The sequence below is a fragment of the Alkalihalobacillus sp. FSL W8-0930 genome, from assembly GCA_037965595.1.
GTDB lineage: Bacteria > Bacillota > Bacilli > Bacillales > Bacillaceae_D > Alkalicoccobacillus.
Window position 1 is genome coordinate 1,130,703 of sequence record CP150183.1, and the last position, 20,273, is coordinate 1,150,975.

General features: G+C 44.4%; 17 protein-coding genes, 17 tRNA genes and 3 rRNA genes. 31 read left to right on the forward strand and 6 right to left on the reverse strand.

The window, feature by feature from the left end; translation table 11 throughout:
- Window positions 1-27: 27 nt before the first annotated feature.
- The gene (locus NSQ54_05950; GenBank protein ID WYP27650.1) at window positions 28-1,011 is read right to left on the reverse strand and encodes a metal-dependent hydrolase; all 984 of its coding nucleotides are present in this window, start codon (window positions 1,009-1,011) and stop codon (window positions 28-30) included.
- A 61-nt stretch (window positions 1,012-1,072) separates the two neighbouring features.
- Here NSQ54_05950 and NSQ54_05955 point away from each other — a divergent pair, with 61 nt between their 5' ends.
- Genes NSQ54_05955 through NSQ54_05965 form a run of 3 tightly spaced genes read left to right on the forward strand, consistent with a single transcriptional unit; the run spans window position 1,073 to window position 3,241 of the window.
- Entirely contained in the window at window positions 1,073-1,381 is a 309-nt protein-coding gene (locus NSQ54_05955; protein ID WYP27651.1) for a hypothetical protein, read from the forward strand.
- Window positions 1,382-1,394: 13 nt separating this feature from the next.
- On the forward strand, window positions 1,395-2,483 hold the full coding sequence (gene mutY / locus NSQ54_05960; GenBank protein ID WYP27652.1) for an A/G-specific adenine glycosylase: 1,089 nt from the start codon (window positions 1,395-1,397) through the stop codon (window positions 2,481-2,483).
- Between the two features lie 2 nt (window positions 2,484-2,485).
- Complete coding sequence (locus NSQ54_05965; GenBank protein WYP27653.1) at window positions 2,486-3,241, forward strand: SDR family oxidoreductase; 756 nt, start codon at window positions 2,486-2,488, stop codon at window positions 3,239-3,241.
- 439 nt (window positions 3,242-3,680) lie between these two features.
- On the opposite strand, the gene NSQ54_05970 is transcribed toward NSQ54_05965, so the two are convergent.
- Both NSQ54_05970 and NSQ54_05975 read right to left on the reverse strand, forming a co-directional pair.
- Entirely contained in the window at window positions 3,681-4,028 is a 348-nt protein-coding gene (locus tag NSQ54_05970; protein ID WYP27654.1) for a hypothetical protein, read from the reverse strand.
- A complete protein-coding gene (locus NSQ54_05975; GenBank protein WYP27655.1) occupies window positions 4,021-4,242 on the reverse strand; it encodes a cytosolic protein in 222 nt (73 codons plus the stop codon). The genes NSQ54_05970 and NSQ54_05975 overlap by 8 nt, the downstream gene beginning before the upstream one ends.
- Before the next feature lie 99 nt (window positions 4,243-4,341).
- On the opposite strand from NSQ54_05975, the gene fabL reads away from it, so the two are divergent.
- The 4 genes from fabL (at window position 4,342) to NSQ54_05995 (ending at window position 7,868) form a co-directional block, all read left to right on the forward strand.
- Window positions 4,342-5,091, forward strand: a complete 750-nt coding sequence (gene fabL / locus NSQ54_05980) for an enoyl-[acyl-carrier-protein] reductase FabL (GenBank protein ID WYP27656.1) — start codon at window positions 4,342-4,344, stop codon at window positions 5,089-5,091.
- A gap of 60 nt (window positions 5,092-5,151) precedes the next feature.
- Window positions 5,152-5,307: a gamma-type small acid-soluble spore protein gene (locus NSQ54_05985; protein ID WYP27657.1), complete on the forward strand. Its 156-nt coding sequence runs from the start codon at window positions 5,152-5,154 to the stop codon at window positions 5,305-5,307.
- Window positions 5,308-5,541: 234 nt separating this feature from the next.
- Window positions 5,542-6,069, forward strand: a complete 528-nt coding sequence (locus NSQ54_05990; GenBank protein WYP27658.1) for a DUF402 domain-containing protein — start codon at window positions 5,542-5,544, stop codon at window positions 6,067-6,069.
- A gap of 53 nt (window positions 6,070-6,122) precedes the next feature.
- Window positions 6,123-7,868 carry an ABC transporter ATP-binding protein gene (locus tag NSQ54_05995; GenBank protein ID WYP27659.1) on the forward strand — a complete coding sequence of 582 codons (1,746 nt, stop codon included), beginning with the start codon at window positions 6,123-6,125 and terminating at the stop codon, window positions 7,866-7,868.
- Between the two features lie 38 nt (window positions 7,869-7,906).
- Here NSQ54_05995 and NSQ54_06000 read toward each other — a convergent pair whose 3' ends face one another.
- Window positions 7,907-8,959: an aromatic acid exporter family protein gene (locus tag NSQ54_06000; protein WYP27660.1), complete on the reverse strand. Its 1,053-nt coding sequence runs from the start codon at window positions 8,957-8,959 to the stop codon at window positions 7,907-7,909.
- Between the two features lie 40 nt (window positions 8,960-8,999).
- Window positions 9,000-10,301 carry a glutamate-1-semialdehyde 2,1-aminomutase gene (locus tag NSQ54_06005; GenBank protein WYP27661.1) on the reverse strand — a complete coding sequence of 434 codons (1,302 nt, stop codon included), beginning with the start codon at window positions 10,299-10,301 and terminating at the stop codon, window positions 9,000-9,002.
- A 198-nt stretch (window positions 10,302-10,499) separates the two neighbouring features.
- Here NSQ54_06005 and bcp point away from each other — a divergent pair, with 198 nt between their 5' ends.
- The 3 genes from bcp (at window position 10,500) to perR (ending at window position 11,816) form a co-directional block, all read left to right on the forward strand.
- On the forward strand, window positions 10,500-10,973 hold the full coding sequence (gene bcp, locus NSQ54_06010) for a thioredoxin-dependent thiol peroxidase (protein ID WYP28507.1): 474 nt from the start codon (window positions 10,500-10,502) through the stop codon (window positions 10,971-10,973).
- Window positions 10,974-10,996: 23 nt separating this feature from the next.
- Window positions 10,997-11,293 (forward strand): cyclic-di-AMP receptor, encoded by a 297-nt coding sequence (locus NSQ54_06015; GenBank protein WYP27662.1) that lies wholly within the window; start codon window positions 10,997-10,999, stop codon window positions 11,291-11,293.
- Window positions 11,294-11,375: 82 nt separating this feature from the next.
- Window positions 11,376-11,816, forward strand: a complete 441-nt coding sequence (gene perR, locus NSQ54_06020; GenBank protein WYP27663.1) for a peroxide-responsive transcriptional repressor PerR — start codon at window positions 11,376-11,378, stop codon at window positions 11,814-11,816.
- A 57-nt stretch (window positions 11,817-11,873) separates the two neighbouring features.
- On the opposite strand, the gene NSQ54_06025 is transcribed toward perR, so the two are convergent.
- On the reverse strand, window positions 11,874-12,230 hold the full coding sequence (locus NSQ54_06025; protein ID WYP27664.1) for a YgzB family protein: 357 nt from the start codon (window positions 12,228-12,230) through the stop codon (window positions 11,874-11,876).
- 148 nt (window positions 12,231-12,378) lie between these two features.
- Between NSQ54_06025 and NSQ54_06030 the strand changes: the two genes are divergently transcribed.
- The 21 genes from NSQ54_06030 (at window position 12,379) to NSQ54_06130 (ending at window position 20,044) form a co-directional block, all read left to right on the forward strand.
- Window positions 12,379-13,251 (forward strand): nucleotidyltransferase-like protein, encoded by an 873-nt coding sequence (locus NSQ54_06030; protein ID WYP27665.1) that lies wholly within the window; start codon window positions 12,379-12,381, stop codon window positions 13,249-13,251.
- A gap of 293 nt (window positions 13,252-13,544) precedes the next feature.
- Window positions 13,545-15,096, forward strand: a 16S ribosomal RNA gene (locus tag NSQ54_06035).
- Window positions 15,097-15,335: 239 nt separating this feature from the next.
- Window positions 15,336-18,270: ribosomal RNA gene (locus NSQ54_06040) — 23S ribosomal RNA — on the forward strand.
- A gap of 60 nt (window positions 18,271-18,330) precedes the next feature.
- Window positions 18,331-18,446 (forward strand): 5S ribosomal RNA (gene rrf / locus NSQ54_06045).
- Together the 16S, 23S and 5S rRNA genes with 17 tRNA genes alongside form the textbook arrangement of a ribosomal RNA operon.
- An 11-nt stretch (window positions 18,447-18,457) precedes the next feature.
- Window positions 18,458-18,532: transfer RNA gene (locus tag NSQ54_06050), tRNA-Asn, on the forward strand.
- Window positions 18,533-18,539: 7 nt separating this feature from the next.
- Window positions 18,540-18,634, forward strand: a tRNA-Ser gene (locus NSQ54_06055).
- A 23-nt stretch (window positions 18,635-18,657) separates the two neighbouring features.
- Window positions 18,658-18,732, forward strand: a tRNA-Glu gene (locus tag NSQ54_06060).
- A 25-nt stretch (window positions 18,733-18,757) separates the two neighbouring features.
- Window positions 18,758-18,833: transfer RNA gene (locus NSQ54_06065), tRNA-Val, on the forward strand.
- 20 nt (window positions 18,834-18,853) lie between these two features.
- Window positions 18,854-18,927: transfer RNA gene (locus NSQ54_06070), tRNA-Met, on the forward strand.
- An 8-nt stretch (window positions 18,928-18,935) separates the two neighbouring features.
- Window positions 18,936-19,012: transfer RNA gene (locus NSQ54_06075), tRNA-Asp, on the forward strand.
- Between the two features lie 20 nt (window positions 19,013-19,032).
- A tRNA-Phe gene (locus tag NSQ54_06080) sits at window positions 19,033-19,108 on the forward strand.
- A gap of 3 nt (window positions 19,109-19,111) precedes the next feature.
- A tRNA-Thr gene (locus NSQ54_06085) sits at window positions 19,112-19,187 on the forward strand.
- A gap of 63 nt (window positions 19,188-19,250) precedes the next feature.
- Window positions 19,251-19,335 (forward strand) — tRNA-Tyr (locus NSQ54_06090).
- A gap of 3 nt (window positions 19,336-19,338) precedes the next feature.
- Window positions 19,339-19,412, forward strand: a tRNA-Trp gene (locus tag NSQ54_06095).
- 30 nt (window positions 19,413-19,442) lie between these two features.
- Window positions 19,443-19,515 (forward strand) — tRNA-His (locus NSQ54_06100).
- Window positions 19,516-19,520: 5 nt separating this feature from the next.
- A tRNA-Gln gene (locus NSQ54_06105) sits at window positions 19,521-19,595 on the forward strand.
- A gap of 6 nt (window positions 19,596-19,601) precedes the next feature.
- Window positions 19,602-19,673, forward strand: a tRNA-Gly gene (locus tag NSQ54_06110).
- Between the two features lie 7 nt (window positions 19,674-19,680).
- Window positions 19,681-19,751: transfer RNA gene (locus NSQ54_06115), tRNA-Cys, on the forward strand.
- A 21-nt stretch (window positions 19,752-19,772) separates the two neighbouring features.
- Window positions 19,773-19,858, forward strand: a tRNA-Leu gene (locus NSQ54_06120).
- 24 nt (window positions 19,859-19,882) lie between these two features.
- Window positions 19,883-19,959, forward strand: a tRNA-Arg gene (locus NSQ54_06125).
- A 3-nt stretch (window positions 19,960-19,962) separates the two neighbouring features.
- Window positions 19,963-20,044, forward strand: a tRNA-Leu gene (locus tag NSQ54_06130).
- Window positions 20,045-20,273: the final 229 nt, after the last annotated feature.

The following is a 20,273-nucleotide window of genomic DNA, read 5'->3' on the forward strand; positions in this document are numbered from 1 at the left end:
GACCCTTTGGTCAACCTCCTTTTTACATTACGTAATGACCTTTAGTTTTTTCTGGAGTGTTTCTTCACTAAACACCCAGCCGGTATACGAGGAAACAATGTTATAATCCTGGTCCATTTGCACGATCGCTACAAAGGGATAGTGACCCTTACTTCGATAGCGTAAATCGTAAAAGCGAACCTCTTGCATACCGTCCTTACTCTCATCAACTTCCCAACGGTACGTTGGAGAGAAGGAGAGGAATGCGGATAAGTTTGGGTCCTTCCTTGCTGCATTAATAATATCAGTCTCCGGAATTGGAACAAACTTATACCGTTCAAAAAAGTTAATCTCACGCTGTCTTGATTCTGCAACATGAAGCATGGACGGTGTTCGAATGACAAGGTGCCATTGATTCCAGCGAATAGATGGTGAAACAAAGATGTGAGTGGCATCAGGATGAAGCTGTCTTGCATTTTGAACCACTTGTTTTTTCTCGAGTATTCGCCATCCATAGTATAGAACTAAAAGACCATAAAGAGTTAAGAATACAGGTCCAGCAGATAGTAAATTACTCCACCATAAAAGAATGGCAATTAAGTGAGCTGTGAAGATGAACGGGTCAAAGATATTAATGACTCCGAGTGCAATCCACCTGTTTGAAAACGGGCGGAGTGCTTGAGTTCCATAAGCATTAAAAATATCTACAAATACATGTAAGAAGACAGCAATAAAGGTCCAAAGCAATAAATGTAGCCAATCTGATCCACTGACCATAAGTGAAATAACTCCAGATATGAGAAGCGTCCAGATTAATACTGCCGGTATAGAATGTGTGAGGCCGCGATGATTTCGAATATATACGGCGTTATTTCTTAATTTAAGAACTGTGTCAAAATCGGGTGCCTGTGAGCCAATAATTGCGCAAGCCATAACAGCACCAGGCATTACGGGATTAGATGCTACGGCAGGATCAATCGTTGCTAGTCCACCAAGGCTAATACCCATCACAATATGTGTTGTTGTATCCATGAAACAGGGGAGCCTCCTTTAATGGTTCCAACCCAAATCAGGTGATAAGGATGTGTGGTTTATGAATCAATCGATACGTGTATTTATTGAGTATAAAATTCAAGCTGATGCAAAGGTTTCTTATGAAACGCATATGCCTTCAATCTTAAGCGAGTTGGCTCAAGAAGGAGCAACAAACATTGAATGGTTTGAGGCATGTGACCAACCTTTGTTGTACGTAGAAATGTTTGACGCAACATCGTTCTCCCATTATCAGCGTTTGAAAGAGCTTCGTCAAATTAAAACCCATACCATTTTTGGAGCTTTAGATCACTCAATTGATGGTGGCCTCATCAAGCTGCATTGTTGGGCCTTTGCTAAAAAGAAGTAAGGAGTGAGCATGTTTGAAATTACGCTGTACAGAACAAATAGATATTCAAGCTTTTAGATCGCAGCTTGTGGGCTGGTTTTATCATAACCAACGCGACCTTCCATGGCGCGAAAATAAGGACCCCTATCGTGTTTGGGTTTCAGAGATTATGCTCCAACAAACGAGAGTAGATACTGTGATTCCTTTTTACTTAAACTTCATGCGCCAGTTTCCCACACTTACAGCATTAGCTGATGCGACAGAAGACGAGATCTTAAAAGCATGGGAAGGCTTAGGTTATTATTCCCGCGTACGAAATTTACAAACGGCAGTCCGTGAAGTTGTTGCTGAATATGCGGGGGTTGTTCCAAACACAAGGGAAGAGATCTCTACCTTAAAAGGAGTGGGACCTTATACAGCAGGGGCTATTTTAAGTATTGCTTATAACAAAGCTGAGCCAGCTGTAGACGGCAATGTCATGAGAGTTCTCTCAAGGGTGCTGCTTATTAATGAGGATATTGCAAAAGCTAAAACAAGAAAAACCTTTGAACAAGAACTTTACGAGCTGATTGATCCAGATGATCCTTCTGCGTTTAATCAAGGGTTAATGGAGCTTGGTGCACTTGTCTGTACACCGACCTCACCTGGCTGTCTGTTGTGCCCAGTGCAAAGTGAGTGTGGGGCATATAAAGAGGGTTTACAAAACGAGCTCCCGGTGAAAACAAAAAAGAAGAAGGCTATTCCTAAGCAAATGGCTGCGTTTATTGTGCGAAATAAAGAAGGGCAGTATCTCATTGAAAAACGTTCTGAGAAGGGATTACTAGCTGGGTTGTGGCAATTCCCTAACTTTGAAATTTTCCAACCTGGTTCTAAGGAGGAATTGGAGCAAGGGTTAAAATCAGAATACGGGATTCACGCGTATACGCATTCAGATCCTGTTCAGCAGATTGAGCATGTGTTTTCACACATCATTTGGAACATCTCGGTTTTTGAAGCTAAGGCAGAAGAAGCAGTGACAACAAAAGAAACCCCATTGCTATGGGTAACAGAAGCTGAACTAGAATCATACGCTTTTCCAGTGTCTCATCAGAAGATCATTACACATTCCATTCGAGGTGAATAAGCATGGACTTGCAGTTAAAAGGCAAAGTTGTTTTTATAACGGGTGGTTCAAAGGGAATTGGACGAGCCATCGCTGAAGCATTTCTAGATGAAGGGGCAACAGTTGCCGTTGCGGCCCGTGGTGAGAAAGAATTACTGCAGTGTGAAAAGGATTTAAATATCCATACAGTGCAAGCTGATCTTTCAATTGAGAGTGAACGCGTAAGAGCATTTAAAAACGTAACAGAAGCTCTTGGAACTGTTGATATCTTAATCAATAACGTAGGTGGGAGTAATGGTTCTACCATTGAGGAAACAGAGATGAATACATTTCAAGAAGCCTTTGATTTGAATTACTTCTCTGCTGTGCATTTTAGCAAATTGGCTTTTCAACAGATGAAGGAAAAACAAGGTGCGGCAATCGTCAACATCTCATCTGTATTTGGTCGTGAATCAGGTGGTAAACCGACCTATAATGGTGCTAAGGCGGCTTTAATTAGCTTCACTAAAGCCTTTGCGGATGAAGCCATTCATACTGGAGTTCGTGTCAATGGGGTCGCTCCAGGATCAATTCTACACCCGTCCGGTAACTGGGTAAAGAGAGTGGACGAAAATCCAGAAAAGATGAAGGCATTTGTTGAAGCGGAAATTCCAGCTGGTCGATTTGGTACGGCTGAAGAGGTCGCACAAACCGTAGTATTTTTAGCTTCACAGAAAGCAAGCTGGGTCGTAGGGGCAACTCTAAATGTTGATGGCGGACAGTCAAAATCGAATTTCTAAAGGATAAACGTGCCTGGTGTTCAGATGTATTTGAACCCAGGTATTTATTTTTCGCAATTACAGTGGGATTGTTGATATGGGAACTGGCAGAGTATTTAAATTTGCCAATTACGAAGAGAATGATGTCGCAGTGATGGCAACGTAGATACTGCAATTGAAAGAGGAGCTTCGGCCAAGAATTAATATGAAAATGGCGAATGATTCAACAATCGAATCATTCGCCATTCGTTTTTTAACAAAACAAGCGGAAGGAGAGCCCGACACTCCTGTGGAAAAGTATGCGGTGAAGACACTGAAGCGGTGGGTTTTTCGCGGAGGGGGCTGAGGCCGTACCCCGCGGGTGGGAGGGATTCTCCTGCAACGGGTATCATGCTATATTCGTGTTTTATAATCTACTTTAATTTTGTTTCAGACTCTCATTTTTGATGCGAGTGGTTACTCACATATCATCATTAATCAAATGAATCTCTTTAATCTTTGCCTTTGTTTCTTCTGTACCTAACTTGTACAATTCATCAAAAACGTCATTTAACCCTCGTTGAAACTCGTTTTTATCTGCATCGCCTTCCAAATCATCAAAATGCCTAAAGCTAATCAAGTTACCAAGCTCAACATCATGGGCTTGCACCTCGTGCAGCAAGTGCTCAAGATCTTCACGCTCACTAAGTGTCGCTTCTATTTCATATTCGATAAGCTGACCGTCATTTACACGAACGGGACTAATGGTATCCATGCTGATTGGATTAAGGTTCACGTAATACAGCTGTTTTTCTTCTTCATTAGTCATAATGGATTTCCGTCCCTTGTGTATAGGTTGCGCTATGATGCATGCCACCTCTTGATTCGATTTCTTTTATAATCTGAGTATGAATCGATGCACCTTCTTGATTTAAATACGGCGCAATTTGCCCTAAGCTATGGTGGAAATAAGCAAGTTCTTTATCTGTCCATTTGCCCTTACCCATCATTGAAAGCTCCGTCATATCTCGTCCTACATACATTTGCAGTCCTCCTCGTATCATCATCTACGTTTAGTGTGGCTTTCATGGTTGGTGGCTATGCGCTATAATAAGTGGGCAGGTTTGAATGGAGGAAATAAAATGAGTCAAAAAGTAGCAGTTGTAACAGGAAGCAGTAGAGGGATTGGTAAACAGATAGCATTGCGTTTAGCCGGCCTTGGATATGATTTGGTTATTAACTATGCAAGAAGTAAGCAACCAGCCCTTGATACAGCAGCTGAAATAGAGGCAATGGGTCAAAAAGCGATTGTTGTAAAAGCAAACGTCGGGAAGCCAGAGAAACTAAAAGAATTGTTTCAGACAGTAGAAGAAGAATATGGTCGCCTTGACGTATTTGTAAACAATGCAGCTTCAGGTGTTCTTCGTCCATTAATGGAATTAGAAGAAAACCATTGGGACTGGACAATGGACATTAACGCTAAGGCGCTTCTTTTTGGTGCTCAAGAAGCAGCTAAGCTTATGGCTAAAAGCGGTGGGGGTCGAATTGTTAGCTTAAGTTCACTTGGTTCGATTCGCTACTTACCAAACTATACAACGGTTGGCGTATCAAAAGCAGCAGTTGAAGCCTTAACGCGTTATTTGGCAGTAGAGCTTGCTCCAATGAATATCGCAGTTAATGCTGTTTCAGGTGGAGCAGTTGATACAGATGCGTTAGCTCATTTTCCAAACCGCGACGAGCTTTTAGCGGACGCGGCTAAACGTACACCGGCTGGTCGAGTGGTAGAACCAGCAGATTTAGCGAATGCAGCTATTTTCTTATTATCTGACGAAGCGAATATGGTTCGTGGACAGACTTTAATCGTAGATGGTGGAATTTCGTTATTAACTTAAAAATGTTTGTATAAGTTTTTCGTCTCCGGGACATCTTAATTGTTGTGGAGGTGATAAACCATGGAAAACAAAACAAATACAAACGCTAAGACTGTTCAAAAGCAAAACCAAGCTTCTAAACAAGGGAGCTACAACACTGAATTTGCATCTGAAACAGATGTACAACAAGTGAAGAAACAAAACGCTCAGTCTCAGTCTAAAAAAACACAACAGTAACACTCTGTTTTTGTGACAGAGCAAACGCCCTCTGACCAATCGGTTTAGAGGGCGTTTTTACATCTATACATATAAAATTTTATGCTTGTTTGATCATTTCAGGCGCTTACCGTTTCAAAACGATAATGAAAACTGTATAATGAGAGTGGATAAAAGGATGGTTAGTACGTTAATTTTGCAGTAAACAGGATGTAGCCTGTTTATGGCGTCCGAATCAATAGAAAGGAGCCATTTATGAACTTTCCCAAAGTAGGAAGCAATATTCAAATCCATAGTTATAAACACAATGGATCACTTCATCGCATTTGGGAAGATACAATCGTGCTTAAAGGGACGTCAAAAGTCGTAATTGGTGGGAATGATCGAATTATCGTAAAAGAATCAGATGGTCGAAATTGGCGGACGCGAGAGCCGGCAATCTGTTATTTTGATTCAGAGACGTGGTTTAACACAATCGGTATGATTCGTTCTGACGGTATTTACTATTACTGTAACCTTGGCACGCCCTTTACTTGGGATGACGAGGCGGTAAAGTATATTGATTACGATCTCGACATAAAGGTGTTTCCGGACATGACCTTTAAGCTTTTGGATGAAGACGAATATGAGCTTCACAGCAAAGCGATGAATTATCCTCCGGAGCTTGATGGCATTCTAAGAAGAAGTGTAGATGAACTGATCTCATGGATTCACCAAAGAAAAGGTCCATTTGCTCCGCAATTTGTAGAAAGCTGGTACGAGCGGTATCTGCAATATCGATAAGCTAAGAAGCCTGGATTCCAGGCTTTCTTTATTCAGAAGAAGGTGTACGTAATTTGAGTAGTATCCGTAGGTATATGGTGTTTGTGAAGCCTTACTGGAAACAAATCGCAGCAACAATTGTGATTGGTATTTTAAAATTCGGTATTCCATTGCTCCTGCCACTCGTGATGATGTACATCATTGATGACCTCATCTTAAACGATGCCCTAAGTCAAGCTGATAAGCTTTCCACCCTATTTTGGATTATGGGAGGAATGTTTTTTCTTTTTGTCGTCATTCGGCCACCGGTTGAATATTACAGGCAGTATTTCGCACAGTGGATCGGGAATAAAGTATTGTTCGATATTCGGGATCAGCTTTTTGGTCATATCCAAAAGCTGAGTTTGCGTTTTTATTCCAACCGTAAAGTAGGAGAGATCATCTCCCGAGTCATTCATGATGTGGAACAGACAAAGAACTTTGTTATTACAGGATTAATGAACATTTGGCTTGATCTCTTTACAATCGTCATTGCCATCGTTATTATGATGAATCTACATTTTTGGCTAACCATTGTAGCCATTTCCATGTTTCCTTTATACGGATTGTCCATTAAATATTTCTATGCAAGGCTCCGCGGTTTAACGAGAGACCGGTCTCAAGCATTAGCCGAAGTTCAGGGACACCTCCATGAACGAGTGCAAGGAATGAACATTATACGAAGCTTCGCTCTTGAGGATCACGAGCAGAAGGCATTTGCTAAACGGAATAATCATTTCTTAGATAAAGCTCTTGATCACACAAGCTGGAATGCGAAAACATTTGCAGTGGTGAATACCATTACGGACTTTGCACCATTGCTGGTGTTAGTGGTTTCAGGTTATTTTGTCATCACAGGCAGCCTTGAGGTAGGGGCAATGACGGCCTTTGTTCTCTATATGGAAAGATTGTATAGTCCGCTTAGAAGGCTGATTAACTCATCAACTACGCTCACTCAATCAATTGCCTCAATGGACAGGGTGTTTGAGTTTGTTGATGAGAAGTATGATATTAAAGACTCCGATCAAGCTTCTGATCTCGATGAAGTAAACGGAAATGTATCGTTTCAGCATGTATCTTTTTCATATGAGTCTGAGAGCGAACCAGTTCTAATGGATATTAATCTAGATGTAAAAAGCGGAGAAACCATTGCATTTGTTGGAATGAGTGGGGGTGGAAAGAGTACCCTAATCAGTCTGATTCCAAGATTTTATGACGTAACAGAGGGGCGCATCTTAATTGATGATCATGATATACGATCCTTCCGAGTGCGGACACTCCGTGACAAGATTGGAATGGTTCTGCAGGACAATATCTTATTTAGTGATTCCATTAAGATGAATATTAAGATGGGGAATCCTGAAGCGTCAGATGAGGATGTCATTCAGGCAGCCAAACTTGCCAACGCACACGAGTTTATTCAAGGGCTCGCCCATGGATATGATACGCAAGTAGGTGAGCGTGGCGTCAAGCTATCAGGTGGGCAGAAGCAGAGAATTGCTATTGCAAGAGTGTTCTTAAAGAATCCGCCTATCCTCATCTTTGATGAAGCAACTTCAGCTTTGGATCTTGAGAGTGAGCATTACATTCAAGAGGCTCTGGGCACGCTTGCTAAAAACCGGACAACCTTTATTGTGGCTCACCGCTTATCAACGATCACATCAGCTGATCGCATCGTTGTGATAGAAAATGGACAAATCAGTGAAGTGGGCCCTCATGATGAACTGATGAAAAAGGAAGGCAGCTATTATAAGCTGTTCCAAGTCCAGCAACTGAATTAAATACAAAAGCCGTGAACATTAGCTGTTCACGGCTTTTCTTATGTTGATTCGTTATGAGAGGTTATGTTTTCAACTAATTGGTCCAGGTACTCAAGCTCTTCATGATATTCTATGACCTCTGAAATAGCGGGTAAAAAGTGGTGCCATTGTGCCAAATCAAATTCAGGCTCTTCATAAAGTGTCACAAACAAATTCGTTAACTTCGCTTGCCCTTTATCAATGTCGCTGACTAATTCGTCAGAAGGGTTACTACTGACCTTACCTGCGTATCTCATCATAATGCGGTTATGATACGTCGTTAAGTGTTCGAGCTGACTTTGAATGATTTCTCGCACTCGTGGTGGCAGTTCGTCTATTTCGTTTAAACGTTTATCAAAGCTACTAAGCACATCAAGTGCTTTTTTAGACGTATGAACCATCTGTCTAAACACGACTACACGTCTAGCCTTGCCGAAGCTTCGTTTTAAGAAATACGTTCGTTCTTCCTTAAAGAGATCAAACAAAGTATCAAGCTTCTCCATCTCAGAGTAAAGACGATCGATATCCTGTTTTAACATCTTTAAGTCGGCATCTCTATGAACAAACAGCATCAGCCATTGAATTGTTTCATTCACCGCTTTTGTCATTCGATCATATAACTTCAATTCATATCGAGGTGGAATGAAAATCAAATTCACGATAAATGCTGCAAGAATCCCCAATATGATTAGGAAGAAACGACCTGCAGCGAATTGTAAAAAGTTATCACTAGGCGTCTCCATAATAATGATAATGGTCACGATCGAAATTGGAATCGTTGCAGCTTGAAGATTCAGTTTTAGAATGATAGCAATGGATAAGGCAACAACTACACCAACAACAAACGGCTCGTTTCCAAAAGTAATCACAAAGACTACACCGAGAACGGCACCGATCACGTTTGCTTGGGACTGGTCAAGCAACGTTTTAAATGTTCGATAAATCGATGGCTGAATGGCGAACGCAGCTGCAATGGCTGCAAAGGTTGGGGGCTCCAACCCAACCCATTCAGCGAGATACAAAGCAAGAATAATCGCGAGCCCCGTTTTAAATATTCTAGCTCCTAATTTCATCTTAAATGAATCCTTTCCAGGTTAATGAATAAAACAATCCTTATTCGAATGTGGCTGCAACCTCAGCGAAGGCAATGTCTGCCGCAACAAGCGTTTGATCAATATCCGCGTCAGTATGTGCAATCGTTAAGAACCAAGCTTCAAATTTAGAAGGTGCTAAATTAATTCCTTGATCAAGCATCGCTTTAAAGAAAGTAGCGAATTGTTCACTATTGGTCGCATCGGCTTGATCATAGTTCGTAATCGTCTCCGTTCCAAAATAGAGTGTTAATGCTCCTTTTACCCGATTCACCGTACATTTAACATGATGTTTTCGTGCAAGTTGCAATAATCCTGTTTCAAGGCGTTCACCCAAGTGGTTTAGGTGTTCGTATACACCTTCTTCGGCTAACACATCTAAACAAGCAATTCCAGCTGACATCGAAGCGGGGTTTCCTGCCATTGTTCCGGCTTGATAGGCAGGTCCAAGTGGAGCAACCTTCTCCATAATGTCCGCGCGCCCGCCGTAAGCACCAATAGGCAGTCCACCACCAATAATCTTTCCGAGTGCAGTCATGTCAGGGTAGACATCTAAGTAGTCCTGAGCTCCACCATACATAAAGCGAAATGCTGTGATAACCTCATCATATATAACGAGACCGCCATGCTGATGGGTTAACTCATTTACTTGTTGAAGAAAACCGGGAGCGGGCTCAACCATTCCAAAGTTTCCAACAATCGGCTCGACTAGTACAGCAGCAATTTCCGTACCCCATTTTTCTAATGTTTCCCGGTATGCATCAATATCATTAAACGGAACGGTGATGACTTCTTTTGCAATGTTTTTAGTAACTCCTGCTGAGTCCGGTGTACCAAGTGTAGCCGGCCCGGAACCAGCGGCAACTAAAACTAAATCAGAGTGTCCGTGGTAACAACCCGCAAACTTCACAATTTTGTCTCGACCTGTATAGGCGCGAGCGACACGGATTGTGGTCATAACAGCTTCAGTACCGGAATTAACAAAGCGTACTTTTTCAAGAGATGGAATCGCACCTTTTAATTTAGCGGCAAATTCATTCTCGAGCTTTGTAGGTGTACCGTACAACACTCCGTTCTCAGCAGCAGTTTGAATGGCTTTTGTAATTGTCGGATGAGCGTGGCCTGCAATAATAGGGCCGTACGCACCTAAGTAATCAATGTATTTGTTATCATCTTCATCCCAGAAGTATGCACCGGATCCACGTTTCATAAAAACGGGTGTACCTCCGCCAACTCCTTTAAACGCACGGGAGGGACTGTTCACTCCACCTAAAATATGTTCTTTTGCTTCAGTATATAATTGTTCTGATCTAACTCTTTCCATAAAAAAATACCCTCCAGCTATCTAAGTCTCTCTTAGCCATTCAACCATACAGGTTAGGGGTAGGCAAGTTTTTTTGAGGGAGCAAGGCGATTAAAGAAACATAAGATAGGGTAAAAATACATGGAAAGACCTAAAACATTGATAATGAAGAAAGAATCGATTACGATTTACTATAATATGAAGAAAAGGAATGATTGGATGACCGCAGAAGTTGGCAAACAGGCACCAGACTTTACACTACCAATTACAACAGGGGAAACGAAATCTCTTTCAGATTATAAAGGACAGCATATCGTTCTTTACTTTTATCCGAAAGATAATACACCTGGATGTACGACCGAAGCGTGTGACTTTAGAGATCTAACAACGCCTTTAAAAGAACAAGGAGCAGTTGTACTTGGCGTTAGCCCGGACTCAATTAAAAAACATCAGAATTTCACGGAAAAGTATTCACTTCCATTTCCACTTTTCGCAGATGAAGAGGCTAAAGCAGCAGAAGCCTATGGAGTATGGCAGTTGAAGAAGAACTTCGGTAAAGAATACATGGGGATTGTTCGCTCAACCTTTATCATTGATAAAGACTTTAACTTAGTGAAAGAATGGCGTAAAGTAAGTGTGAAAGAACATGCAAATGAAGTGCTCGCTTTTCTAAAAGAATTAAATGAAGCGTAGGCTTTTGAAAAAGGGAGGCTCTTATGAAATTACTTGTATGCATTTTAGATGACTTTTACAAAGACCAAGTAGAAAAAGAACTAAAAGAAAAAGGATACCGAATGACTGAGCTTGCAAGTTCAGGAGGTTTCTTACGTAAAGGAAGTACTACATTTTTATTCGGAGCAAACGAGGATGATCTGCCTGGATTACGTGACTCATTAAAAGAGGCGTGCTTAAACGTAGAAAAGAAAAAACAACGTAAAGACAAACGACCTCATCGTTACACTTCATTTCTTATGAAATCAGGTGATTTATCTGCTCTGCTCGCCAATCAGTAAATCGCCTAATTGACAGGGAGTTTATTCTTGCCTTATAATTATTATAAAGTAAGAATAGGTTTCGAAAGCGAGGTGCGTGTCGATGTCAACAAATCATCGCCTGCATGAAGCAGTTGAGGCTCTTAAAAGCACTCGTGTCCGTATGACTCCTCAACGCCACGCCATTTTGGAGTATCTATATGAATCATTGATTCATCCTACTGCAGATGATATTTATAAAGCGCTTGAAGGTAGATTTCCTAATATGAGTGTTGCAACTGTATATAATAACCTACGTGTATTTAAAGAAGTAGGGATTGTAAAAGAATTGACGTACGGAGATTCGTCCAGTCGATTCGACAGTGTGACAACAGATCATTATCACGCTATTTGTAATGTGTGTGGCAAGATCGTTGATTTCCATTACCCTGGACTAAATGAAGTGGAGTCGTTGGCAGAGCATGTTACTGGTTTTGACGTAAGTGGCCATCGAATGGAGATTCATGGTACTTGTGCAGATTGTAAAGGCAAGGTTGAACATTAAACTGAACAAATACAAAGCCCATCAGCTTAGACCGATGGGCTTTATTTTTTTAGGTTGTTATGATTTACTTGATTTTCGATTATAGTTTTCATCAAAATCTAGACCTTCAAGCGTTTTGTCTACTGTTAATGGCTGATTACAGTGCATACATGCATCAACTCGTCCTAAGACTTTAGTGTGCCCTTCACAATTAGGGCATTGCACAGGAACGGCTCTTGTTGAAAGCATGCCTATAAAAAAGTAGACAACCGTACTTGATATAACGGCAAGAAAGCCAATTAACATAGCAATCGTCATAATAATCGCATTACCCTTAAAGAAGATGCCTATGTACATAATGAGGATTCCGATAAAGACTAAGGAAAGAGCAAAGGTTCTTATCTTATTAATCTTGTTTGAATATTTAATAGCCATTCTCCGCCTCCTTAGCAAAAGTATAACATAGAAAGCGCATCCAAACAGTCATTTCTATGAAGGTAAAGAAGGAAGTTTATCTTTTATGTTGAATTGAAAGAAATAGAGTTCAAACTTTGAGAGCAGTTTTTCTACGGGGAGGAACATCATGGATATTTTATTACGACAGCTCTATCAGGATCAGGCGAGTAAAGAGCACACGTGTGCAATTCTCGTATTAAAGAAAGACGATTCATCCTTTTTAAGTACAGACGGATTCGATGCAATTATTTTGCTGATCTCTGATGGAGTAACCGACTGGGTTAGTAAACATTACGAAGCGTCAGGTAAAAGGATTGCGTTCCATACTATGAGTCAAGACATGATGCATCATTCATTAATAACGGGAAATCAACGACGGTTAATTGATTGGCTTGTAAATGGGAAGATTGTTTATGATCGAAATGAGTTTATGCAGGAAGTAAAGCAGCGCATCGATACATTCCCACCAGGAGACCGCACAAAGAAATTAACGATCCAGTTTGCGAAGCTACTCCGTAGATTTGAAGAGGGGAAGGCCCTTTTTAGTCGTGGGTACATATTAGATGGTTTTAGTAATCTATTTCATGCGCTTCATCATTTAGCAAGAATAGCGGTCATTAAAGATGGGTTTTATCCAGAAGTGACGGTTTGGGAACAAGTAAAAAAGATTGAACCTGAAATTCACAAACTGTATCAAGAGGCTTTAAATAGTGAAGAACCGCTAAACAAAAGAATTGAATTGTTGATCTTAGCACTGGAGGTAGCAATTATCTCTAAACTAGAACTCGGAGCAAATCATTTTCTAGATGTTCTACGTTCGGCTGAAGGGGAAGTTTCTATCTCTGAATTACTAGCCATTCCAGAGGTACAAGAGTATCGAATTGATCTAGAACTTATTTTAAACGTTTTAATAGAGAAAGAATTTGTTACAATAGTAAAGAAAGAAACGCCTGCGAAAGCTATTTTTCAAACAAAATATAAAATAAATGATTTTCTTTGAAAAAAGTATTGACTCATTTCTTGTGGCGTGATAAATTATTACTTGTCGCTGCGGAGGAATCTTGCAGCGGACAAGAAAAACTTTTAAAAAAAGTTATTGACTTCCTGATAACGAAATGTTATTATTTAAAAGTCGCTGATAACGACAAACAAGTTCTTTGAAAACTGAACAAAAGCCAAGCGTACGAAGAGATACAAGATATCTCATAAGTATAAAAAGTCGTAGTGTAAACTACGCAATTGGAAAGTTGATGTTAACATCAACGCCAGCAGTTGAGCAATCAACTCACCACTTTTATGGAGAGTTTGATCCTGGCTCAGGACGAACGCTGGCGGCGTGCCTAATACATGCAAGTCGAGCGGACGTTTTTGAAGCTTGCTTCAAAAACGTTAGCGGCGGACGGGTGAGTAACACGTGGGCAACCTACCTTATCGACTGGGATAACTCCGGGAAACCGGGGCTAATACCGGATAACATCTAGCACCTCCTGGTGCTGGATTAAAAGAGGGCTTCTTGCTCTCACGATGAGATGGGCCCGCGGCGCATTAGCTAGTTGGAGAGGTAACGGCTCCCCAAGGCGACGATGCGTAGCCGACCTGAGAGGGTGATCGGCCACACTGGGACTGAGACACGGCCCAGACTCCTACGGGAGGCAGCAGTAGGGAATCTTCCGCAATGGACGAAAGTCTGACGGAGCAACGCCGCGTGAGTGATGAAGGGTTTCGGCTCGTAAAGCTCTGTTATGAGGGAAGAACACGTACCGTTCGAATAGGGCGGTACCTTGACGGTACCTCATCAGAAAGCCACGGCTAACTACGTGCCAGCAGCCGCGGTAATACGTAGGTGGCAAGCGTTGTCCGGAATTATTGGGCGTAAAGCGCGCGCAGGCGGCCTTTTAAGTCTGATGTGAAATCTTGCGGCTCAACCGCAAGCGGCCATTGGAAACTGGGAGGCTTGAGTACAGAAGAGGAGAGTGGAATTCCACGTGTAGCGGTGAAATGCGTAGATATGTGGAGGAACACCAGTGGCGAAGGCGACTCTCTGGTCTGTAACTGACGCTGAGGCGCGAAAGCGTGGGGAGCAAACAGGATTAGATACCCTGGTAGTCCACGCCGTAAACGATGAGTGCTAGGTGTTAGGGGTTTCGATGCCCGTAGTGCCGAAGTTAACACATTAAGCACTCCGCCTGGGGAGTACGGCCGCAAGGCTGAAACTCAAAGGAATTGACGGGGGCCCGCACAAGCAGTGGAGCATGTGGTTTAATTCGAAGCAACGCGAAGAACCTTACCAGGTCTTGACATCCTTTGACCACTCTGGAGACAGAGCTTCCCCTTCGGGGGCAAAGTGACAGGTGGTGCATGGTTGTCGTCAGCTCGTGTCGTGAGATGTTGGGTTAAGTCCCGCAACGAGCGCAACCCTTGACCTTAGTTGCCAGCATTTAGTTGGGCACTCTAAGGTGACTGCCGGTGACAAACCGGAGGAAGGTGGGGATGACGTCAAATCATCATGCCCCTTATGACCTGGGCTACACACGTGCTACAATGGATGGTACAAAGGGTTGCGAAGCCGCGAGGTGAAGCCAATCCCATAAAGCCATTCTCAGTTCGGATTGTAGGCTGCAACTCGCCTGCATGAAGCTGGAATTGCTAGTAATCGCGGATCAGCATGCCGCGGTGAATACGTTCCCGGGCCTTGTACACACCGCCCGTCACACCACGAGAGTTTGTAACACCCGAAGTCGGTGAGGTAACCTTTTGGAGCCAGCCGCCGAAGGTGGGACAGATGATTGGGGTGAAGTCGTAACAAGGTAGCCGTATCGGAAGGTGCGGCTGGATCACCTCCTTTCTAGGGAGTTTTACTTCTAGTCGATCACACAGTTTATCTGATGTGAATACGCTTTGGCTTTTGTTCGGTTTTGAATGAACTTATTCATTCAAACGAAGACCGACTTTCTGTCGGCATGGTTCTTTGAAAACTAAATCGTGCAATGCAAAACACACACAACGCAATCATCGTTAGATGAAAGCGAGTCTATATACACCATACTTGATGAATGACATCTTACGATGTTCTGAAATCAACTTGGTTAAGTTATGAAGGGCGCACGGTGAATGCCTTGGCACTAGGAGCCGAAGAAGGACGCGACGAACGGCGAAACGCCTCGGGGAGCTGTAAGTGAGCTTTGATCCGAGGATATCCGAATGGGGGAACCCACCATTTTTAATCGAATGGTACCCGTATCTGAATACATAGGATACGAGGAGGCAGACCCGGGGAACTGAAACATCTAAGTACCCGGAGGAAGAGAAAGAAAAATCGATTTCCTGAGTAGCGGCGAGCGAAACGGAAACAGCCCAAACCTGAAGGCTTGCCTTCAGGGGTTGTAGGACATTCCATTGGAGTTACAAAGAAACGGAGTAGGTGAAGCATCTGGAAAGATGCGTCAAAGAGGGTAACAACCCCGTAGCCGAAACTTCGTTTCCTCCGGAGTGTATCCTGAGTACGGCGGGACACGTGAAACCCCGTCGGAATCCGGGAGGACCATCTCCCAAGGCTAAATACTCCCTAGTGACCGATAGTGAACCAGTACCGTGAGGGAAAGGTGAAAAGCACCCCGGAAGGGGAGTGAAAGAGATCCTGAAACCGTGTGCCTACAACTAGTCAGAGCCCATTAACGGGTGATGGCGTGCCTTTTGTAGAATGAACCGGCGAGTTACGATGTCGTGCAAGGTTAAGCTGATGAGGCGGAGCCGTAGCGAAAGCGAGTCTGAATAGGGCGAATTGAGTACGCCGTCGTAGACCCGAAACCGAGTGATCTACCCATGTCCAGGGTGAAGTTCAGGTAACACTGAATGGAGGCCCGAACCCACGCATGTTGAAAAATGCGGGGATGAGGTGTGGGTAGGGGTGAAATGCCAATCGAACTCGGAAATAGCTGGTTCTCCCCGAAATAGCTTTAGGGCTAGCCTCGAGGGAAGAGTCTTGGAGGTAGAGCACTGATTGGACGAGGGGTCCCCACAGGATTACCGAATTCAGTCAAACTCCGAATGCCAAGTACTTATCCTCGGGAGTCAGACTGCGAGTGCTAAGATCCGTAGTCAAGAGGGAAACAGCCCAGACCATCAGCTAAGGTCCCAAAGTATACGTTAAGTGGCAAAGGATGTGGAGTTGCCCAGACAACCAGGATGTTGGCTTAGAAGCAGCCACCATTTAAAGAGTGCGTAATAGCTCACTGGTCGAGTGACTCTGCGCCGAAAATGTAACGGGGCTAAACGTATCACCGAAGCTATGGATGAACACCTTAGGTGTTCGTGGTAGGGGAGCGTTCCAAGGACAGCGAAGCTAGATCGTGAGGACTAGTGGAGTGCTTGGAAGTGAGAATGCCGGTATGAGTAGCGAAAAGAGGGGTGAGAATCCCCTCCGTCGAAAGCCCAAGGTTTCCTGAGGAAGGCTCGTCCGCTCAGGGTCAGTCGGGACCTAAGCCGAGGCTGAAAAGCGTAGGCGATGGACAACAGGTTGATATTCCTGTACCACCTCTCCACCGTTTGAGTAATGGGGGGACGCAGAAAGGTAGGGTGAGCGCGCTGATGGATATGCGCGTCTAAGCTGTTAGGCTGGAAAGTAGGCAAATCCGCTTTCCGTTCGGCTGAGCAGTGATAGCGAGGGAAATTTAGTACCGAAGTCCCTGATCCTCCGCTGCCTAGAAAAGCCTCTAGCGAGGTGGAAGGTGCCCGTACCGCAAACCGACACAGGTAGGCGAGAAGAGAATTCTAAGACGCGCGGGAGAACTCTCGTTAAGGAACTCGGCAAAATGACCCCGTAACTTCGGGAGAAGGGGTGCTCTATTAGGGTGCAAGCCCGAGAGAGCCGCAGTGAAAAGATCCAAGCGACTGTTTAGCAAAAACACAGGTCTCTGCGAAGCCGCAAGGCGAAGTATAGGGGCTGACACCTGCCCGGTGCTGGAAGGTTAAGAGGAGGGGTTATCCTTTTAGGAGAAGCTCTGAATTGAAGCCCCAGTAAACGGCGGCCGTAACTATAACGGTCCTAAGGTAGCGAAATTCCTTGTCGGGTAAGTTCCGACCCGCACGAATGGTGTAACGATTTGGATACTGTCTCAACGAGAGACCCGGTGAAATTATAGTACCTGTGAAGATGCAGGTTACCCGCGACAGGACGGAAAGACCCCATGGAGCTTTACTGTAGCCTGATAGTGGATGTTGGTATCGTTTGTACAGGATAGGTAGGAGCCTTTGAAACCGGAGCGCCAGCTTCGGTGGAGGCATTGGTGGGATACTACCCTGACGGTGCTGACATTCTAACCTCGACCCGTGATCCGGGTCAGGGACATTGTCAGGTGGGCAGTTTGACTGGGGCGGTCGCCTCCTAAACAGTAACGGAGGCGCCCAAAGGTTCCCTCAGAATGGTTGGAAATCATTCGAAGAGTGCAAAGGCATAAGGGAGCTTGACTGCGAGACCTACAAGTCGAGCAGGGACGAAAGTCGGGCTTAGTGATCCGGCGGTGCCGAATGGAAGGGCCGTCGCTCAACGGATAAAAGCTACCCTGGGGATAACAGGCTTATCTCCCCCAAGAGTCCATATCGACGGGGAGGTTTGGCACCTCGATGTCGGCTCGTCGCATCCTGGGGCTGAAGTAGGTCCCAAGGGTTGGGCTGTTCGCCCATTAAAGCGGCACGCGAGCTGGGTTCAGAACGTCGTGAGACAGTTCGGTCCCTATCCGTCGCGGGCGCAGGAAATTTGAGAGGAGCTGTCCTTAGTACGAGAGGACCGGGATGGACACACCGCTGGTGTACCAGTTGTTCCGCCAGGAGCATCGCTGGGTAGCTACGTGTGGACGGGATAAGTGCTGAAAGCATCTAAGCATGAAGCCCCCCTCAAGATGAGATTTCCCATAGCGTAAGCTAGTAAGACCCCTTAGAGATGATGAGGTTGATAGGTCTGGAGTGGAAGTGTGGCGACACATGGAGCGGACAGATACTAATCGGTCGAGGACTTATCCAATTTGGTGTATGACTGTGTGAGCACGATTTAGTTTTGAAGGAATCATTTTCTTTCAATGAGTCCGGTGGCAATAGCGAAGAGGTCACACCCGTTCCCATGCCGAACACGGCCGTTAAGCTCTTCTGCGTCAATGGTAGTTGGGGGCTTCCCCCTGCGAGAGTAGAACGTTGCCGGGCTTATATATTATTCCACAGTAGCTCAGTGGTAGAGCAATCGGCTGTTAACCGATCGGTCGTAGGTTCGAGTCCTACCTGTGGAGCCATTATTCTGGAGAGCTGTCCGAGTTTGGCCGAAGGAGCACGATTGGAAATCGTGTAGGCGGTGTAGAACCGTCTCGAGGGTTCGAATCCCTCGCTCTCCGCCAGCTAATCTCTTACTTATATAAATGGCCCGTTGGTCAAGCGGTTAAGACACCGCCCTTTCACGGCGGTATCACGGGTTCGAGTCCCGTACGGGTCACCATTACTTCATACATATTTATTACCCAGGAGGATTAGCTCAGCTGGGAGAGCATCTGCCTTACAAGCAGAGGGTCGGCGGTTCGAGCCCGTCATCCTCCACCATTTAAGAAATTTGATAACGTCGCGGGATGGAGCAGTCTGGTAGCTCGTCGGGCTCATAACCCGAAGGTCGGAGGTTCAAATCCTCCTCCCGCAATTACCATTGGTCTGGTAGTTCAGTTGGTTAGAATGCCTGCCTGTCACGCAGGAGGTCGCGGGTTCGAGTCCCGTCCAGACCGCCATTATATTTTTAAAGCAATATGGCTCAGTAGCTCAGTTGGTAGAGCAACGGACTGAAAATCCGTGTGTCGGCAGTTCGATTCTGTCCTGAGCCACCATTTGCCGGCCTAGCTCAATTGGTAGAGCAACTGACTTGTAATCAGTAGGTTGGGGGTTCAAGTCCTCTGGCCGGCACCACTTATTCTTTGAAAAGTGGCTGTTGACTAACAGATTGGAATTGTGTATCATTGTTATTGCTTTGGAGGGGTAGCGAAGTGGCTAAACGCGGCGGACTGTAAATCCGCTCCCTACGGGTTCGGCAGTTCGAATCTGCCCCCCTCCACCATTTAGGGGCATAGTTTAAAGGTAGAACAGAGGTCTCCAAAACCTCCGGTGTGGGTTCAATTCCTACTGCCCCTGCCAATTTAAAACCTAAACGATTTGCAAAATATGGCGGTTGTGGCGAAGTGGTTAACGCACCGGATTGTGATTCCGGCATTCGTGGGTTCAATTCCCATCAGCCGCCCTTTTTGGGCTATAGCCAAGCGGTAAGGCAACGGATTTTGATTCCGTCATTCCCTGGTTCGATCCCAGGTAGCCCAGCCATTATTTGCGGAAGTAGTTCAGTGGTAGAACACCACCTTGCCAAGGTGGGGGTCGCGAGTTCGAATCTCGTCTTCCGCTTTTCTACGGCGGTATAGCCAAGTGGTAAGGCACGGGTCTGCAAAACCCTTATCCCCGGTTCAAATCCGGGTACCGCCTTTTTTTTGTTTTTATCTGCCTGCCGGGGTGGTGGAATTGGCAGACACACAGGACTTAAAATCCTGCGGTAAGTGATTACCGTGCCGGTTCAAGTCCGGCCCTCGGCATCAACTTCATTTAAACAGTCTCATGCGCCCGTAGCTCAATTGGATAGAGTACTTGACTACGAATCAAGAGGTTAGAGGTTCGAGTCCTCTCGGGCGTGCCATTTGCCGGTGTGGCGGAATTGGCAGACGCGCACGACTCAAAATCGTGTTCCTTCTGGAGTGCCGGTTCGACCCCGGCCACCGGTATACGGATTCCATATGTTTTACATGAAAGACCTAAGAGATCAGTTTCGACTGAATTCTTAGGTCTTTTTTTTTGATGTTTCTTATTAGATATAAAGATTATATGATTGCTACATTTTATATGATTTTTGCAAATCGACATTGCAATAGAGTTTAGAAAGACGATAAACTAAAGTTATTAATTGGAAATGATAAATAATTTTTTCTAGAGAGGAGTATTAGATGAAACTAA

Coding starts and splice junctions, on each gene's coding strand:
- NSQ54_05950 (WYP27650.1), bottom strand. CDS start 1,011: ATGGATACAACAACACATATTGTGATGGGTATTAGCCTTGGTGGACTA.
- NSQ54_05955 (WYP27651.1), top strand. CDS start 1,073: ATGAATCAATCGATACGTGTATTTATTGAGTATAAAATTCAAGCTGAT.
- NSQ54_05965 (WYP27653.1), top strand. CDS start 2,486: ATGGACTTGCAGTTAAAAGGCAAAGTTGTTTTTATAACGGGTGGTTCA.
- NSQ54_05970 (WYP27654.1), bottom strand. CDS start 4,028: ATGACTAATGAAGAAGAAAAACAGCTGTATTACGTGAACCTTAATCCA.
- NSQ54_05975 (WYP27655.1), bottom strand. CDS start 4,242: ATGTATGTAGGACGAGATATGACGGAGCTTTCAATGATGGGTAAGGGC.
- fabL (WYP27656.1), top strand. CDS start 4,342: ATGAGTCAAAAAGTAGCAGTTGTAACAGGAAGCAGTAGAGGGATTGGT.
- NSQ54_05985 (WYP27657.1), top strand. CDS start 5,152: ATGGAAAACAAAACAAATACAAACGCTAAGACTGTTCAAAAGCAAAAC.
- NSQ54_05990 (WYP27658.1), top strand. CDS start 5,542: ATGAACTTTCCCAAAGTAGGAAGCAATATTCAAATCCATAGTTATAAA.
- NSQ54_06000 (WYP27660.1), bottom strand. CDS start 8,959: ATGAAATTAGGAGCTAGAATATTTAAAACGGGGCTCGCGATTATTCTT.
- NSQ54_06005 (WYP27661.1), bottom strand. CDS start 10,301: ATGGAAAGAGTTAGATCAGAACAATTATATACTGAAGCAAAAGAACAT.
- bcp (WYP28507.1), top strand. CDS start 10,500: ATGACCGCAGAAGTTGGCAAACAGGCACCAGACTTTACACTACCAATT.
- NSQ54_06015 (WYP27662.1), top strand. CDS start 10,997: ATGAAATTACTTGTATGCATTTTAGATGACTTTTACAAAGACCAAGTA.
- perR (WYP27663.1), top strand. CDS start 11,376: ATGTCAACAAATCATCGCCTGCATGAAGCAGTTGAGGCTCTTAAAAGC.
- NSQ54_06025 (WYP27664.1), bottom strand. CDS start 12,230: ATGGCTATTAAATATTCAAACAAGATTAATAAGATAAGAACCTTTGCT.
- NSQ54_06030 (WYP27665.1), top strand. CDS start 12,379: ATGGATATTTTATTACGACAGCTCTATCAGGATCAGGCGAGTAAAGAG.